This window comes from Vibrio litoralis DSM 17657, from assembly GCF_000426765.1.
In the GTDB taxonomy this organism is placed as follows: Bacteria; Pseudomonadota; Gammaproteobacteria; order Enterobacterales; family Vibrionaceae; genus Vibrio; species Vibrio litoralis.
Window position 1 is genome coordinate 24,763 of record NZ_AUFZ01000006.1, and the last position, 16,497, is coordinate 41,259.

General features: G+C 43.0%; 16 protein-coding genes. 9 read left to right on the plus strand and 7 right to left on the minus strand.

Annotated features, from left to right (window positions below; genetic code table 11):
- Positions 1-38: 38 nt before the first annotated feature.
- The 3 genes from fis to K358_RS0102575 all read left to right on the plus strand — a co-directional run bounded on the left by fis (position 39) and on the right by K358_RS0102575 (position 3,284).
- Positions 39-335 (plus strand): DNA-binding transcriptional regulator Fis, encoded by a 297-nt coding sequence (gene fis / locus K358_RS0102565; protein WP_027695356.1) that lies wholly within the window; start codon positions 39-41, stop codon positions 333-335.
- Positions 336-597: 262 nt separating this feature from the next.
- On the plus strand, positions 598-1,626 hold the full coding sequence (locus K358_RS0102570) for a LacI family DNA-binding transcriptional regulator (RefSeq protein WP_027695357.1): 1,029 nt from the start codon (positions 598-600) through the stop codon (positions 1,624-1,626).
- 158 nt (positions 1,627-1,784) lie between these two features.
- Positions 1,785-3,284: a PTS transporter subunit EIIC gene (locus K358_RS0102575; protein WP_027695358.1), complete on the plus strand. Its 1,500-nt coding sequence runs from the start codon at positions 1,785-1,787 to the stop codon at positions 3,282-3,284.
- Between the two features lie 142 nt (positions 3,285-3,426).
- On the opposite strand, the gene K358_RS19180 is transcribed toward K358_RS0102575, so the two are convergent.
- Both K358_RS19180 and K358_RS0102585 read right to left on the minus strand, forming a co-directional pair.
- Positions 3,427-3,600, minus strand: a complete 174-nt coding sequence (locus tag K358_RS19180; RefSeq protein ID WP_156888675.1) for a hypothetical protein — start codon at positions 3,598-3,600, stop codon at positions 3,427-3,429.
- Positions 3,597-4,430, minus strand: a complete 834-nt coding sequence (locus K358_RS0102585) for an AraC family transcriptional regulator (protein ID WP_051241148.1) — start codon at positions 4,428-4,430, stop codon at positions 3,597-3,599. The genes K358_RS19180 and K358_RS0102585 overlap by 4 nt, the downstream gene beginning before the upstream one ends.
- 157 nt (positions 4,431-4,587) lie before the next feature.
- On the opposite strand from K358_RS0102585, the gene K358_RS17945 reads away from it, so the two are divergent.
- On the plus strand, positions 4,588-5,517 hold the full coding sequence (locus tag K358_RS17945; protein WP_038149560.1) for a DMT family transporter: 930 nt from the start codon (positions 4,588-4,590) through the stop codon (positions 5,515-5,517).
- 68 nt (positions 5,518-5,585) lie between these two features.
- Here the strand turns inward: K358_RS17945 and K358_RS0102595 are convergent, their stop codons facing one another.
- A complete protein-coding gene (locus K358_RS0102595; RefSeq protein WP_027695360.1) occupies positions 5,586-6,758 on the minus strand; it encodes a MalY/PatB family protein in 1,173 nt (390 codons plus the stop codon).
- 150 nt (positions 6,759-6,908) lie between these two features.
- Positions 6,909-8,489 carry a maltose/glucose-specific PTS transporter subunit IIBC gene (gene malX, locus K358_RS0102600; RefSeq protein WP_027695361.1) on the minus strand — a complete coding sequence of 527 codons (1,581 nt, stop codon included), beginning with the start codon at positions 8,487-8,489 and terminating at the stop codon, positions 6,909-6,911.
- 264 nt (positions 8,490-8,753) lie between these two features.
- Between malX and malI the strand changes: the two genes are divergently transcribed.
- The 4 genes from malI (at position 8,754) to purD (ending at position 13,382) form a co-directional block, all read left to right on the plus strand.
- Entirely contained in the window at positions 8,754-9,776 is a 1,023-nt protein-coding gene (malI, locus tag K358_RS0102605; RefSeq protein ID WP_027695362.1) for a Mal regulon transcriptional regulator MalI, read from the plus strand.
- A gap of 58 nt (positions 9,777-9,834) precedes the next feature.
- Positions 9,835-10,038, plus strand: coding sequence for a hypothetical protein (locus tag K358_RS0102610; RefSeq protein ID WP_027695363.1), 204 nt, complete (start codon positions 9,835-9,837; stop codon positions 10,036-10,038).
- Between the two features lie 250 nt (positions 10,039-10,288).
- A complete protein-coding gene (gene purH, locus K358_RS0102615; protein WP_027695364.1) occupies positions 10,289-11,902 on the plus strand; it encodes a bifunctional phosphoribosylaminoimidazolecarboxamide formyltransferase/IMP cyclohydrolase in 1,614 nt (537 codons plus the stop codon).
- 178 nt (positions 11,903-12,080) lie between these two features.
- The gene (gene purD / locus K358_RS0102620) at positions 12,081-13,382 is read left to right on the plus strand and encodes a phosphoribosylamine--glycine ligase (RefSeq protein ID WP_027695365.1); all 1,302 of its coding nucleotides are present in this window, start codon (positions 12,081-12,083) and stop codon (positions 13,380-13,382) included.
- Positions 13,383-13,473: 91 nt separating this feature from the next.
- On the opposite strand, the gene K358_RS0102625 is transcribed toward purD, so the two are convergent.
- The 3 genes from K358_RS0102625 to K358_RS0102635 form a co-directional block, all read right to left on the minus strand.
- The gene (locus K358_RS0102625; RefSeq protein WP_027695366.1) at positions 13,474-14,205 is read right to left on the minus strand and encodes a DUF1481 domain-containing protein; all 732 of its coding nucleotides are present in this window, start codon (positions 14,203-14,205) and stop codon (positions 13,474-13,476) included.
- Positions 14,206-14,293: 88 nt separating this feature from the next.
- A complete protein-coding gene (locus tag K358_RS0102630; protein WP_027695367.1) occupies positions 14,294-14,566 on the minus strand; it encodes an HU family DNA-binding protein in 273 nt (90 codons plus the stop codon).
- A 264-nt stretch (positions 14,567-14,830) separates the two neighbouring features.
- Positions 14,831-15,424 (minus strand): YjaG family protein, encoded by a 594-nt coding sequence (locus K358_RS0102635; protein WP_027695368.1) that lies wholly within the window; start codon positions 15,422-15,424, stop codon positions 14,831-14,833.
- Between the two features lie 118 nt (positions 15,425-15,542).
- Here K358_RS0102635 and K358_RS0102640 point away from each other — a divergent pair, with 118 nt between their 5' ends.
- Positions 15,543-16,496 (plus strand): D-2-hydroxyacid dehydrogenase, encoded by a 954-nt coding sequence (locus K358_RS0102640; protein WP_051241149.1) that lies wholly within the window; start codon positions 15,543-15,545, stop codon positions 16,494-16,496.
- Position 16,497: the final 1 nt, after the last annotated feature.

The following is a 16,497-nucleotide window of genomic DNA, read 5'->3' on the forward strand; positions in this document are numbered from 1 at the left end:
TGCATTATAACTATCAAAACGAAGAGCTAAGACTAATTATGTTCGAACAAAATCTGACTTCAGAACCATTCACAGTTACTACTGTTACATCACAAGACCAGATCACACAGAAGCCACTACGTGACTCTGTAAAAGCATCTTTAAAGAACTACCTTGCTCAGTTAAATGGCCAAGACGTTAACGATCTTTACGAATTAGTATTAGCTGAAGTTGAACAACCAATGCTAGACATGGTTATGCAGTACACTCGCGGCAACCAAACTCGCGCAGCGAACATGATGGGTATCAACCGTGGAACTCTTCGTAAGAAGCTTAAAAAATACGGTATGAACTAAAGTCATTTAATGTAAAAACAAAGGCTTACATTCACTCGTAAGCCTTTTTTGTTATTGAACACTATCAAAATATTTCTCTCAATTTTTGATATCTTAAAAAATCACGTTTCGTAAATTAATCACACTATCCCTCATTTTCCCATTCACTTTATTTCCCTATTCGCGAATATGTAAAATAATCAAAATCACCACTCAAAATATCAGCTATAGTTCACTATCTAAACCGTGATGATAACCATATTTCACTATTCAAGTAGAATTCATGAAAAATACAGTGACGATCAAAGACATTGCCAAAAAAGCCGAAGTATCAACCACTACGGTATCGCTAGCATTAAGGAATAAGGGCAATCTTTCCCCTGAAACAAGAGATAAAGTCATTCAGATTGCTCAAGATATTGGTTATGTTCGTAACCACCTTGCCGCAAAATTACGTTCTAAATACAGTAAAACTGTTGGCATCGTGGTGGGAGATATAAGCTGCAGCTACACATCCCACACTCTAAAAAGCTTGATTGATAAACTGCAAGAACAAGATTATCTGATAAATATCTATCAATGTGATCACCAATGGAAAACGCTCACCGAACAAACTCATCAGCTCATCTCCCAAGGCGTTGACGGTATTTTTTATTGTTTATCTTTATCCGGAGGCGCTTTTTATCAAGCGGCATTAGATTCTGTTTCAAATGATTTACCCATTATTGATTTATCAAAAAATAGCATATTTACCGATAACGTCGATTATCTCGGTGTCGACCACGCTAACTCAGGAAGAATGGCGACAGACTATTTCATCAATCAAGGTCATAGAAAAGTTGCCTATGTGGGAGGCGAAACTGGCTCTATGTGCAGAGCAGAGCGAATTTCAGGCTACTTTAAAGCACTTAATCACGCCAATTTATCCGCAAGTACTCATTGTGTTTTGGATTCTGAAGAAGGGTTATCTGAAAGAGTTTTTCACTTATTGAAAGAAGATGCTGCAATCTCGGCCGTGATCTGCCATGACCTTGAATCTTACGCTGAAGCATGTGTTGCCATTGAACGTTTAGGCCACAAGGTTGGTTACGATCAAGTCTTCGGTAAAGTCGTTTCCTTGATCTGCTTTGTGGATACAAAACCAACCTTCTATTTTAACGATTCATCATTATTTATTTCAGCCGACTTAGGGGAAATAGGTGTTCAAGCTTGCCGACGATTTTTTGAAGTCAGTCAAGAAATAGAGGGGGCTCCCAAAGAGGAATCCCCTTCCTTTCGCCTGATGATCCCATCTAGCATTCATCATAAATAAGTACTTTATAAAAATTTTCGAGAAGTAAAACGTTTAATTAAAAAGTCGATTTATAAAGTAAAACGTTTAATTTTTAATAAAAACATCGCTTTATTTCGCTTACTTGACTCGGCCCTTCTTATAATCTCCTTGTCATGAATTCAAGGAGGAAATGATTTATGGACCTTATAAAATCACTCACTGGCGCCGTTTCCAGATTATCGTTAATTGGCCGAGCGTTAATGCTACCGATTTCACTCTTACCCGCTGCAGGCTTATTGCTCGCGTTTGGAGACAAGTTTGACCTACCATTAATGATGCACGCGGGTGGCGTAATCTTTGATAACTTACCCTTATTATTCGCGATTGGATCGGCAGTGGGCTTAGCGGGGGAATCGGGCATTGCAGCGTTATCAGCTGCGGTTTCTATTCTCATCATTAACACCACAATAGGCACGATGCTAAATATCACACCAGAAATGGCGATGTCCGGTGGAAAATACGCGTTAGTGCTTGGTATTCCTAGCCTGCAAATGGGCGTGTTTGGTGGCTTAATTTCCGGTATTTTAGCAGCCTATTGCTACAATAAATTTCATGCAATACAGCTTCCTGAATTTCTAGGATTCTTTTCTGGAAAACGTTTTGTTCCACTCGCCACTGCGTTATTTTCCTTTTTTCTTGGTTTATTACTCCCTTATATTTGGGGGCATATTCAAGATGGTATCAATGCGTTATCTGGCATCGTCAATGGTGGTAATCAAGCACTATCCACCTTCATTTTTGGCTTAACAGAAAGGGCGTTAATCCCTCTTGGTTTGCACCATATTTGGTACCCTTCTTTCTGGTATTCATTTGGTGAGTACACCACAACAGCAGGGCAAGTCATTCATGGAGATCAGACTATATGGTTCAAAATGCTTGCCGAAGGTGTGAAATCTTTCTCGACCGATAGCTACCAAAATGCCGGTAAGTTTATGCAAGGCGAGTTTCCTTTGATGCTGTTTGCATTACCTGCAGCCTGTTTGGCCATGTACCATGAAGCTCACACCAAAAACAAAAAAATCGCTGCGGGTATCTTATTTTCTGCTGCACTAACCTGTTTCTTAACAGGCATAACGGAACCGGTAGAGTTCACTTTTATTTTTGTTGCACCTATTTTATACGTCTTTAACGCCATCATGGCGGGGCTGTCTTACATGGCGATGTATTTACTGGATGCTCATATTGCGAAGTCGTTCTCGGCGGGATTAATTGACTACATCTCATTTGGTATTGTTCCATCACTCAACGGTTTTGAAACCAATTATTTAAGCGCAGTGATTGTCGGTATCCCAATGGCAATCATCTATTATGGTGTATTCCGCTTTGTGATCAGAAAATTAGATGTAAAAACACCGGGTCGTGTCACCATCACGACTAACATCGATGACATTTCAGACAATGAATTGGCCAATAAAGTACTCGCCAGCGTGGGCGGACTTGATAACATTCAATCATCTACAGCTTGTATCACTCGATTACGATTGCAGCTTAAACAAGGTGACCTTATTGATAAAGATGGCCTCACTCAATTAGGTGCTAAGGGGGTTGTTTATGTCGGCGATACCGGAATCCAAGTAATCCTTGGCTCCAGAGCACAATTTATTTCCAATGAAATTGAAGGGCTATTAAAAGCATAACTCTTACTATTAGTTCAATATGAAAAGGCTTACGTAAATGCGTAAGCCTTTCTTTATATAAAACAAACTCTCTCCACATTTGAAATATGCTGTTGTAATCATGCGGATAACAATCATGTCCCAACAATGTATTAACTCACATTTAGTGCAACGCCCTTCTTAACAACTCCTGCTGCGCAGCATACTTTTCTGCTTTTGATTGCCCATCGGTGGTGAGACTTTGTAATTGTGCACGGTCTAAATCTTTCAGATAACTAAAATCCTGTTGGCCTTGCATACTTGCGACAACTGTTTTTAACTTTTCAAATAAACTCATTCAGCTTCCTTTTCTGAAGTTGTGGTGATTTGTTGTCGGTAGACGGCGGGAGTGAGTCCAGTATGCTTACGAAACATTTTAATAAACGCCGAAGCATCACTGTAGCCTAGCTGGTAAGCCACTTGGTTTATTGATTCTGCCTGTTTTAACAGTTGTAGTGCAGTTACTACCTTCAACCTCTGTCGCCATTCATTAAAGCTCATGCGTAAATGCTTTTGAAAACGTCGATGCAATGTTCGTTCGGTAGTAAAGGCTCGTTTGGCCCATTCAGACATTGGGCAATTGTTAGTGGGGTTGGCTTCTAGCTCTGCCAATATTGGTTGTAATAATAAATCGGTTGTTGTCGGCAGAAAATCATCTACTCGGTGAGCACTGGCTAACCGTTCAAGTAATACATCGGTTAAGCAAGTATCTTGATGGCTTTCAATTTTATCGACTTTACGGGCCACTAAGTCATCAATAATAGCCAGCACTAAGGGTGGTAAGGCGATCATGCATGCCTGACTCGGCAAATGATGAGTTCGAGAAACATCAATGTTAATCGCACAATACTCAATATCTTGTCGATTAAAGGCTCGATGAGGAACTTGAGCCGGAGTCCAAATCGCAAAACCGGCCGGTGAGACCATTTTTCGCCCATTTACCTCCATCTCTAGCACACCTTGTTTTATCAAATGCACTTGCCCCCAATCATGCAGATGAGTCTCCGTTTCAGTACCACCTGCAATATGAAAGTAATGCACAAAAACCGAGCTTGGTAATTGATCAACCAACTTAGGCATGAAGGTTGGGCTTACGATACCTTTACTTGTTCTATCTTTGCTTGTCATTACACCCTCCCTACTAACTTGTCTGAACCTGCCAACTCTCTGTCCGATCGAGCCTATTGGTTGACCCACTTTTCGTGCCACACTCTACACTATAGGTAAAACGTTTTATCAAAAGATTTAACCACTAGTAGATAAAGATCTCCCATAAGGAAAAATGATGACCGTATTTAACCGTAAATTATTTATTCAGTGTTTATTTCCCATTGTTGCCGTTGCGATTTGGGCGACCAATGCTGTCGTGAGCAAAATGGCGACGGCGACGATTGAGCCAGGTGCGATTGCTTTTTATCGTTGGTTTGTCGCGTTATTAGTACTCAGTCCTTTTTGTTTGTTTTCAGTCATCAAACAATGGGCAGTGGTTAAACGCCATTTAATCAAGCTGACGACATTAGCTTCATTGGGGATGGTGCTCAACCAAAGCCTAGCGTATTACGCCGCCTACACCACCAGCGCGACCAACATTGCTATCTTTCTATCTTTGATGCCGTTGATTGGCCTTTTTCTTGCCGTGCCGCTGTTAGGTTCTCAATTACGTAAAACCACATTAATCGGCGCGGTGATCTCTTTTTCGGGCTTGTTGTATATGCTGACCGAAGGAAATCCGTTGCAATTAATGGAGCAAGGCTTAAAGCAAGGCGACATGCTGATGCTCGCTTCCACTTGTGCCTATGCTTTATATTCCGTGCTGCTTAACAAATGGAAACTGCCTTTAACGACCTGGTGCGCGGTGTATTGTCAGGTAATGCTTGGAGCGTTATTACAACTACCATTACTATTTTCAAGTCAGCATTGGGGCATTGAAACCAACGCTTGGCCAATGGTTGGTTTTGCCGCCCTAGCCGCCTCGATTATTGCCCCTTGGTGCTGGTTAAAAGGCGTTGCTTTCATTGGTGCAGAACGGGCGACGTTATTTATGAATCTCGTGCCGATCTTTACCGCCAGCATCAGCGTGTTGCTGCTTGGTGTGCATCCTACTCAGTTTCATTTAATTGGAGGTGGTTTGGTGTTTATTGGCTTAACTCTGGCGCAATACAAGCCAAAAGCTCAAGTTAAACTTCCCTCTAAGCTGGTTATCAACAAAACCTAAACCTCCATATTAACCTTGCACGATAAGGTCGCCCTAGGTAACTCCTCTAGGGCTTTTTCTTATTAACTTTAATGCTGTAGGCTTTTAATCGCCGCAATTAACGCCGTTAAACCCGTTTCAACTTTACTGCGTGGACAGCCGACATTTAGGCGAATATAACCTTGCCCTTCTTTGCCATAGGTATCGCCACGCATAATTGCCACTTTATAATCTTCAATTAAAATACGTTGCAGTTCATCCATATCAATATTCAACGGATTTAAGTCTAACCATGCTAGGTAAGTACCTTGAGGAACTTGATAATTCAATTGTGGAATTTGTTGATTAAGCGTATCTGCCACGTATTTGAGATTTTCAAACAGATAAGCCTTTAATGCTTCCAACCACTCTTCACCTTGTTGATAAGCAGCAATATGCGCAATCACCCCTAGAATAGATGGGGAGGACAAACCATGGGCGGCTTTTAACTGGGTAAGGTAGGCATCACGATGTTCTTGATTTGGGATAAATGCATAGGCGCCTGTGAGTGCCGGAATATTAAATGACTTAGAACCGGAACTGACCAATGCCCAATCTTCATCTACTGCCACTTGTGACCAAGGAATGTAACGCTCAAACGCCATATCCATGTGAATATCATCAGAAATGACTTTTACATCATGACGCTGACAAATCTGTGCCATACGTTGTAATTCATCTAACGTCCACACTCGACCCGTTGGATTTTGCGGGCTACAAAGCAGTAAAATTTTACATTGAGGTAGTGCGGCTTGAGTTTCAAATTGTGGCCAATCAATTTCATAACAGGTGTCAGTTTTCATTAAAGGGCTGGTCAGCATTTGACGATAATTCGCCGATAGCATATTGCCAAAGGCGTCATAGGCGGGAGTATGCACTAACACCCCTTCACCTGGCTTGCTCCACTGTAAAATAAGCTGTGAAATGATATAAATGACCGACGGTCCATACACCAGATGCTCGGTTTCTAATGTCGCCTGATAACGACGTTCAAACCAACCTGTCACCGCGGATTTAAACTCATCATGGTTCCAACGACTGTAACCCAACACTCCGTGTTCCATCCGCTGCTTTACGGCACTTAGTACACAAGGCGCCGTTTCAAAATCCATATCTGAAATAGTAAAAGGTAATAAATCGGCGTGACCAAAGCGATCTTGCACGTAATCCCATTGAGTACAAAACGTGCCGTGGCGATCCACCACTTGCGAGAAATCAAACATAATTAACCTCAATCATCGATCCAAATACCTTTATCGCTTCACCTCAAGCGGTACAGGTATTGAGACAAACTCACTCAGATTCAGATAGCTAATAAAAACAAAGGGAAGAGACTAATACCCTCCTCCCTTCTACCGATTCAACCTAACCCGTTACGCAGGAGAGTTCATCAGTGATTGCATTTCATTTTTTACCATATGCACTTGCGGGCCGATGACAACTTGTAAGTTATGGTCATCTAATTTCACCACACCCAATGCACCATTGGCTTTTAATACCGCATCGTTCACTAACGACATATCTTCCACCGACATACGTAGGCGAGTAATGCAGTTATCAAGTGAAGTAATGTTTTTCACACCACCTAAAGCTTCAAGAATAATGTCGCCTTTGTAGCCAAATTTACTCTCTTTCACTTCCGCAGCAAACGCTAGCTCATCATTGGTTTCCACTTCACGACCTGGTGTTTTCAGGTTAAAGCGAGTAATCGCGAAACGGAACACGCCGTAATACATCGCAAACCAAACCGCAGCCACAAGAGGCACCAAGTACCATTCGGTTTTAGTCCCTTGCAGAACACCAAAGATTAAGAAGTCGATAATGTTGCCATCGGTATTACCAATCGTAACACCTAGTAGGCCCATCACCATAAATCCTAGACCCGTTAAAATCGCGTGCACAAAGAACAATACCGGTGCAACAAACAAGAATAAGAACTCAAGAGGTTCGGTAATACCACCAACCACACAAGCCACCACACCAGAAAGTAATAATGCTTTCACTTTTCCACGGTTTTCAGGACGAGCACAGTGGTACATCGCAAGTGCAGCGCCAGGTAAACCACCTAAGAAAGTCGGCATTTTACCTTGAGAAAGGAACGCGGTTGCTTGTGGATCAAAATTAGTCACACTAGAACAAGACAGTTGCGCGTAGAAGATATTCAATGCACCACTGACCTCTTGCCCACAAACAGGGTACGTACCGCCCGCTTCTGTAAAGCGAATTAACGCTACTAAAATATGATGTAAACCAAACGGTAGAAGTAAACGCTCACCTGTACCAAATAAGAACGGACCAAATGGACCTGAGTGAGAAATTAATGAACCAATGCCATTAATGCCCATAGCAAAATAAGGCCACACAACAGGAACGATAAGCCCTACCACACCTAAGGTAACTGCAGTCACAATCGGAACAAAACGAGCACCACCAAAGAAGGCAAGTGAATCTGGCATCTTGTAGGTATAAAAACGGGCGTGTAATTTCGCCACGAGAATACCCACAATCACCGCGCCAAGAATACCGGTATCAATTGACTGAATGCCAATGATTGACTTAACACCATAAGCAGTTTCTAACTCAGCGTTGCCAATCACACCCGCAACGGTTAAGTAGAAGTTAACCGATAAGTTCATTGCCGCAAAGCCAACGAAACCGGCAAAAGCAGCAACGCCTTTTTCTTCACGGGCTAATCCCAGTGGAATAGCAATCGCAAACATCACGGGTAAATAAATAAAGGCAACCAAACCAATTTTGGTCATCCACATAAAGATCAGCTGAAGGATAAAATTATCAAGAAAAGGCAGGCTTTCCTTCACCGCTGAACTCGATAAAGAACTCCCCACCCCTAGAAGAATCCCCGAAAAAGCCAGCAGCGCCACAGGCAACATGAAAGTTTTTCCTAAGCTTTGAAAAAACTCCCAAATAGTGGTTTTGTTTTTTGTCTTAGACATACTTGTCACTCCACATCATATCGATTGGTTAACCTGATAAAAGACTGCTAAAACGTTTTATCAAATTAGTTATAAAAAATGCCGACCAATAAATTTTAAGTAATCGTCAGCATCATTTTTAAATTCGAAATATAGGATAAAACGTTTTACCTATATTTTTTGCAAACTTGATCACGGTTATTCCCCACCAAAACACTCATTGTTTGATTTTGTGATCGCGATAAAAGAATCTATACCCATACACTTTTTATGAATTAGCGAACAATGAGCATTCCAAAACCTAAAATCACCGATGTTGCAAAGTATGCAGGCGTTTCGGTTTCAACGGTCTCGCTAGCTCTGAGCGGCAAAGGGCGCATTTCCGAAGCCACCATTAGCAAAGTAAATCAAGCAATCGAAGCCTTAGGCTATGTACGTAATACCGCCGCAGCCAACTTGCGTTCACATACCTCCAATTTAGTTGGTTTAGTGCTCAAAGACATTACCGACCCTTTTTATATGGGCATCACCGCCGGGCTTAGTGAGCAATTAGAAAAACAAGGTTATATGTTGTTTCTTGCTCAATCGGGTAACGATAAAACTAAGCAACTTAATTGCCTTCAATCGATGATTCAACAAGGCGTTGCTGGGCTAATTTTTTGCCCAGTAAGGGAAGGTGCACAAGCCAGTTTCGAGCTTATCAAGCAAGCCAACATTCCAGCCATTAGTATCGCCCGAGCCGATATCAATGCCAATATTGACTATATCGGGCCCGATAATACTCATGCTGCAACACTAGCAACCAAGCATCTCATCGAACAAGGACATCGTCATATTGCCTATTTAGGTGGGACCGGTGATTCATTAACCCGAGCTGAACGCATTGGTGGCTATTGTTCGACACTGATGCAGTTTGGTCTACCATTTAAAAATGAATGGATTGTCGAGTGTGGAAAAACCCAGCAGCAAGCCGCCGATGCCGCGCACCAATTACTGAATAAGCACCCGAAAATCACTGCCATACTATGCCATCGTTCAGCCACTGCGATTGGGGCAATCTATGGAGCACAGAGTGCAGGTAAAACAGTCGGTAAAGATAACTACATTGGACAAGAAGTGGCGATTTTAGGTTTTGATGATACCGCTGAAGCCGAACTCACCACGCCATCGCTTAGCTTTATTAATACTTCGACTCACTACATTGGCCAACAAGCCGCATTACAAATCATACGAAAAATGCAGCAACCTAATTTGCCACCACAACGGATTATTGTTCCACCAAAAATGATTCTGCGAGACTCCGCTTAACAACCCCACCACATCAGGTTATGATTTAACCACTTTTACAATGGATCAAGGATGAAACATGAAAAGTTCTACTCGCTACCCTCTCCTATTATTAGCGGCAACAACGTTACTTGGCTGTGCCAGTCAAGATAAACAAGAGTTTAAAGAGGACGCTCGCGAGGCTGCTCAGGCCACTAAAGAGGCTGGTAAAACCATAGGTCACGCCACCCGTGATGCCGCCAAAGAAACCGGCCACTTTTTCCGAGACATCTTTAAAGACTAACCTTTTGATTTTTATTAACATACCAAAAAGCCAAACGATTGCGCGGGCTTTTTGGTTTGAAGTTAGTTAGAATATGCGCCATCAAATCTGGAGTTTCCGGCTAGCTTGTCACTATTGGTCAGTAGTAGGCACAAGAAGCAACAAAGGTTTTTACCAAAACGCGTGAAGTCATGTGTACTACTCAACTTTTCTCGCTTTGGCAAACATCTTTATTTGTTTTTAACTCCGTGATTTAAGGAATATGGAAGCCATGGAAAACGCTCGCCCAATTCGCCGCGCTTTAATCAGCGTATCTGACAAAACTGGTATTGTGGAATTTGCTCAAGCACTCACTCAACGTGGTGTCGAGATCCTTTCAACTGGCGGCACTTTTAAGCTGCTGCAAGATAATGCCATCACCGCCACAGAAGTGTCTGATTACACAGGTTTCCCTGAAATGATGGACGGTCGTGTTAAGACTCTTCACCCGAAAGTACATGGTGGCGTATTAGGCCGTCGTGGTACTGATGAAGCGGTAATGGAACAACACGGCATCAACCCTATCGATATTGTCGTGGTTAACCTTTACCCATTTGCTGAAACCGTCGCAAAAGAAGGCTGCACACTAGAAGATGCCGTTGAAAACATCGATATCGGTGGGCCGACTATGGTGCGTTCTGCTGCGAAAAACCATAAAGATGTCACCATTGTGGTTAACGCGCACGACTACGACCGCGTGATTGCTGAAATGGATGCGAATGACAAATCTCTAACGCTAGAAACACGCTTTGATTTAGCGATTGCAGCATTTGAGCACACTGCGGCTTACGATGGCATGATTGCTAACTACTTCGGCACCATGGTTCCTAGCTATAGCGAAAATAAAGAAGAAGGTGACGAGGCCCCTTCTCCTAAAAATAAAGTTAAATTCCCTCGCACTTTCAATCAACAATTCGAGAAGAAACAAGACATGCGCTACGGTGAGAACAGCCACCAAGCAGCGGCATTCTATGTTGAAGCTAACCCTCAAGAAGCCTCTGTTTCAACCGCTCGTCAAATCCAAGGTAAAGCTCTGTCTTACAACAACATTGCCGATACAGACTCTGCCCTTGAGTGTGTGAAAGAATTCAACGAGCCAGCTTGTGTGATCGTTAAACACGCCAACCCATGTGGTGTGGCTCTAGGTAAAGATATTCTTGAAGCCTACAACCGTGCTTACCAAACCGATCCAACATCAGCATTTGGTGGCATCATCGCCTTTAACCGTGAATTAGATGCAGTGACAGCAACCGCTATCACTGAGCGTCAATTCGTTGAAGTCATTATTGCCCCGTCTGTTTCTGCAGAAGCGGTAGAAATCGTTGCGGCGAAGAAAAACCTTCGCCTACTAGAATGTGGTGAATGGACAAGCAAAACCACTGAGTTTGATATCAAACGCGTGAACGGTGGCCTACTAGTTCAAGACCGTGACCAAGGTATGGTAGGACTGGATGATCTTAAAGTGGTATCGAAACGTCAACCAAGCGATGAAGAATTAAAAGATGCACTATTCTGCTGGAAAGTAGCGAAATACGTGAAATCTAACGCGATTGTTTACTCAAAAGGCGATATGACCATTGGTGTAGGCGCAGGCCAAATGAGCCGCGTTTACTCAGCCAAAATTGCGGGCATTAAAGCCGCTGACGAAGGTCTACAAGTGGAAGGTTGTGTGATGGCATCGGATGCCTTCTTCCCATTCCGTGACGGTATCGACGCTGCTGCTGAAGCAGGCATTAAATGCGTGATTCAACCAGGTGGTTCAATGCGTGATGATGAAGTCATTGCCGCAGCCGATGAACACGGCATGGCGATGATCTTTACCGGCATGCGTCATTTCCGTCATTAGAAATAAGGAAGCGAGACTCTAGTCCCTAGTTTCTAGGATTCGAGCCTCATAATTTTCAAAAATTCTTAACGACTCGATACACTTGAAGATTTTAGACCCAATGAAAGCGTCTACCTCTAGGGACTAGGAACTAGCAACCTAAAATGTCGAATCGATAATCTATAGAGATCAAAGCATTATGAAAATACTAATCATTGGCGCTGGCGGCCGCGAACATGCACTCGGCTGGAAAGCAGCACAAAACCCAAATGTTGAAACAGTTTACGTTGCACCTGGCAATGCAGGAACGGCACTTGAGCCTAAGCTTGAAAACGTCAACATTGACGTAGAAGATATCGAAGGTTTAGTTGAATTTGCGCAAAACAACAGTATTGAATTGACGATTGTTGGTCCTGAAGCACCGCTTGTAATTGGCGTTGTGGATGCTTTCCGCGCAGCCAAACTACCAATCTTCGGCCCAACCAAAGATGCTGCGCAACTTGAAGGCTCTAAAGCGTTCACTAAAGACTTCCTAGCACGTCATAAGATCCCAACCGCTGATTACGCTAACTTCACTGAAATCGAGCCAGCATTGGCTTATGTGCGCGAGAAAGGCGCACCTATCGTGATTAAAGCCGATGGCCTTGCAGCCGGTAAAGGCGTGATTGTTGCGATGACGCTACAAGAAGCTGAAGATGCCATTCAAGATATGTTGGCTGGTAATGCGTTTGGTGACGCTGGTAGTCGCGTGGTGGTTGAAGAATTCCTTGATGGTGAAGAAGCAAGTTTCATCGTGATGGTTGACGGCTCTAGCGTTCTACCAATGGCGACGAGTCAAGACCACAAACGTGTTGGCGACAAAGATACCGGACCAAACACGGGCGGTATGGGTGCTTACTCTCCTGCGCCTGTAGTAACGCCTGAAATCCACCAGCGCGTATTGGAAGAAGTGATTTACCCAACGGTTCAAGGCATGGATGCAGAAGGCTACCCATACACAGGTTTCCTGTATGCCGGCCTTATGATCATGGCAGATGGCACGCCTAAAGTAATTGAATACAACTGCCGCTTTGGTGACCCTGAAACTCAACCTATCATGATGCGCATGCAATCTGATTTGGTTGAACTTTGCCTAATGGCGATTGATGAAAAGTTAGATGAAGCGGAATCTCATTGGGACTCACGCGCCTCAATCGGCATCGTACTCGCTGCGGGCGGTTACCCTGGTGACTACGTGAAAGGTGATGTGATTAGCCTACCTGCTGCTAATGATATTGAAGGTGAGAAAATCTTCCATGCTGGCACGGCTAACAATGCTGATGGCGAGGTCGTTACCGCAGGCGGGCGCGTACTATGTGCAACGGCATTAGGAGACACCGTCTCAGAGGCTCAACAACGTGCTTACCAGCTAGCCAAGCAAGTGAGCTGGAATGGTATGTTCCATCGCAATGATATCGGTTATCGTGCGATTGCTCGTGAGCAAGAGCCAGAGCAAGAATAAATTCTCAGTCGAGAAAAAAGCGCGTACTTAATAAAAGTGCGCGCTTTTTTATATTCGAAGACAATAATATTGAAGTCACTTGGGTATAGTATTAATTCATAATCAGGTGAGCTCGTTGAATGCAACCATGAACTGGCTTGTCCAATGATAATAGCTTCTCAACCGTCACGGTTTTGCTGCGTTTGTCTTTATAACCAATAAATGCAGCATAACTATTTAAGCCATTAATTCGTTCTTTAATCGATATTGGCAGATTCGCTGCTTGATCAAACTGCAGGTTGTTATATTGAACGCCATCGCATGAGTCGAAAGTACTACCATTCCATACCCCTTGAATCAGCTCAAAACCTTGATCATGAATATCATCGACCTTTTTGACTAAGTCTTCCGCTTGTTGTGAGTAATAATCTAAATCTTTTTGGTTTAATGGCAATATTTGGTTATCTAAACGATAACGTTGATAAATCGCCTCGCCTTCAGAGCTAAAGCGAATATGCACCAGAAAGGGTTTTAAGCTATCACTGCTTTGTTGCACTTCACCTTCACGAACAATCTCTTTAATCGTGCCATCTTGCCACTGATAGCTACTTTTATACCAAGCATTATCCGGTAATTGAACGTAATCTGATGCCACTTTAGGCTTGGATAGTGCTCGAGTATACCAATAGAAAGCTTTTGAAGTGCCTGCTAGCTCGCCACCGGATAACTCGGCGGACTCAACTGAGCCTGAAAATTTACTGCTAATATGATCGGTCCACGAGCCAGGTGATGAGCAACCGCCAAGTAACGATAAGACAAGAATGGAAAATAAACTACGTTTCATAAAAAAACTACGCTGAGAAGACACTCAGCGTAGTATATACATAAACAACCGCTGGGTGCGAGTTGCAAGTTATCAGGACAAAGTAAAATTATTTTACCGCGTCTTTTAGTGCTTTACCGGCTGTGAATGCTGGAACATTTGCTGCAGAAATTTGGATCTCAGCACCTGTTTTAGGGTTACGGCCAGTGCGAGCTGCACGGTGGTTAATTTTAAAGGTACCAAAACCAATTAGTTGCACTTGATCGCCATCTTTAAGAGCGCCAGTTACGCCTTCAAGTGTTGCTTCAAGAGCCGCTTTCGCTTGAGCTTTAGATAGGTCTGCTTTTTCAGCAATGGCATCGATTAATTGAGTCTTGTTCATTCTAGGTTTCCCTTCTCATTATTTTTGAAGATCATATTGTTTAAGGTCTGAAGTCACTCTAAATCATAAAGGCCCCGTCTGGCAAAGGTTTGTGGCACTTCTTTTGATCTTATGACGTAATTTTGACCATAATTTGAGTCTTGACTCACATTTTGAATTTTTTCAGAAAAATCAGATACAAAATGATGAATTTTAAGCTATTACCCCATTTTTATTTTATGCAATCAAACATTCACAAAACTTATCCATAATGGAGCAAAATGTTTAATGCTCGACACTAATGCCAATATTACTAATACCTTCATCACGAAGCTCAATGCGTAATTCTTTGATCAGTTCAATATCACGAACTTCAGATTCACGTAGTGGACGGAATAATGCCCATTGAACATCCCACTCTTGGCAAACCGCTTCATTTTCTTTTTGATTTTCGTTGGTGATTTCGTCACTGCCTTGCGCTTCTTCAAGCTGCGCGACCGTCTTAACCGATACTTGACTTAAGTCGATCATCGCTTCAAACATTTCTTCACGATCGAGTAAAGCATGCAGCAGAATCGATAACCCAATGCAGGCATCAATCGCAGGGTATACCGCATAGAATTGATAGTCTTCTGAGCTTGGGATCAACTCTTCTAGCTTTTCAAGTTGACGTTCGAAATTCACTTTGGCAGTTTTAACCGTTAGCACTTCCCAAACACTGTCTAGAATCTCACGATATTTTCGCGCATCGGCAAATTCAGTATTTTCACAAAACAAGGCATAGTTTGGATACATACGCTCACATAGGCAGGCCATGAAAGTCATTTGTTGCCAAGGGACGAATTTTTCTAGACGGACTTGAAGGGGATTCTGTAGCATAATTACGTTAACTCATTCCAATTAATACCAAACAAGGGAAGTGTACTTGATAACCGTATCGTTTACTTGAAAAAGCATTCGGTTTACCCAAAAAAAGCAAGGAGCGAACGACAACGTTATGAAATCGACTGCCGAAGAACCATCCACACCATTAGCCGCACCATTATTGTATATCCTTTCCAATCAGGCCGAGGCTTATCAAGCGTTATTAGTTAACTCTAATCTCTCAAATATTGAGCTAACTTGCGATGCTTCTCAAGCCACCATAGTGCTTGCCGACCCACCACTGTTATCCAAGCAATTAGATGATTTTCCGAAGCTACAGTGGGCCCAATCGACCTTTGCTGGAATCGATGCTCTGGTCACGCCATCACTGCGCCAAAATTATCAATTAACGAATGTGAAAGGGATCTTTGGGCAGCTAATCAGTGAATATGTTTTAGGTTATAGCCTGAGCTATTTTCGCCATTTTTCCGTCTACCAGCAGCAACAAAGCGAGCAGCAATGGCAACCTCATGCTTATCAATCGGTGGCGGGTAAAACACTGGTCATTCTTGGTACCGGTTCCATTGGGAGCAAATTAGCCCAAACCGCTGCAGCGCTTGGCTTTGCCTGTTTAGGTGTAAATCGAAGTGGCCAAGCCCCTTCCAATAGTGACTTCACACAATGCTATTCCATTGAGCACATTGATCGTGCATTAGAGCAAGCAGATATCGTAGTGAATGCTCTACCAAGTACCCAGCAAACCAGACATATTCTTAACCAGCAGCACTTATCTCATTGCCAAGATGTTCTGCTATTTAATATTGGTCGGGGCGATGCCGTCGATCAACAAGGATTATTAACCGCGCTGAAAAAAGGTTGGGTGGCGCACGCCTATTTAGATGTATTTCCGATCGAGCCGCTGCCACAAGATAGCGCTTATTGGCAGCACCCCAAAGTGACTATCACGCCACACATCGCCGCCACCAGTTTTCCTGAGCAAGTGTTTGAGATTTTTGAGCAAAACTGTCAACGCTGGCTGGCTCAACAACCGCTACTCAATCAAGTCGATTTTGCTCTAGGGTACTAAG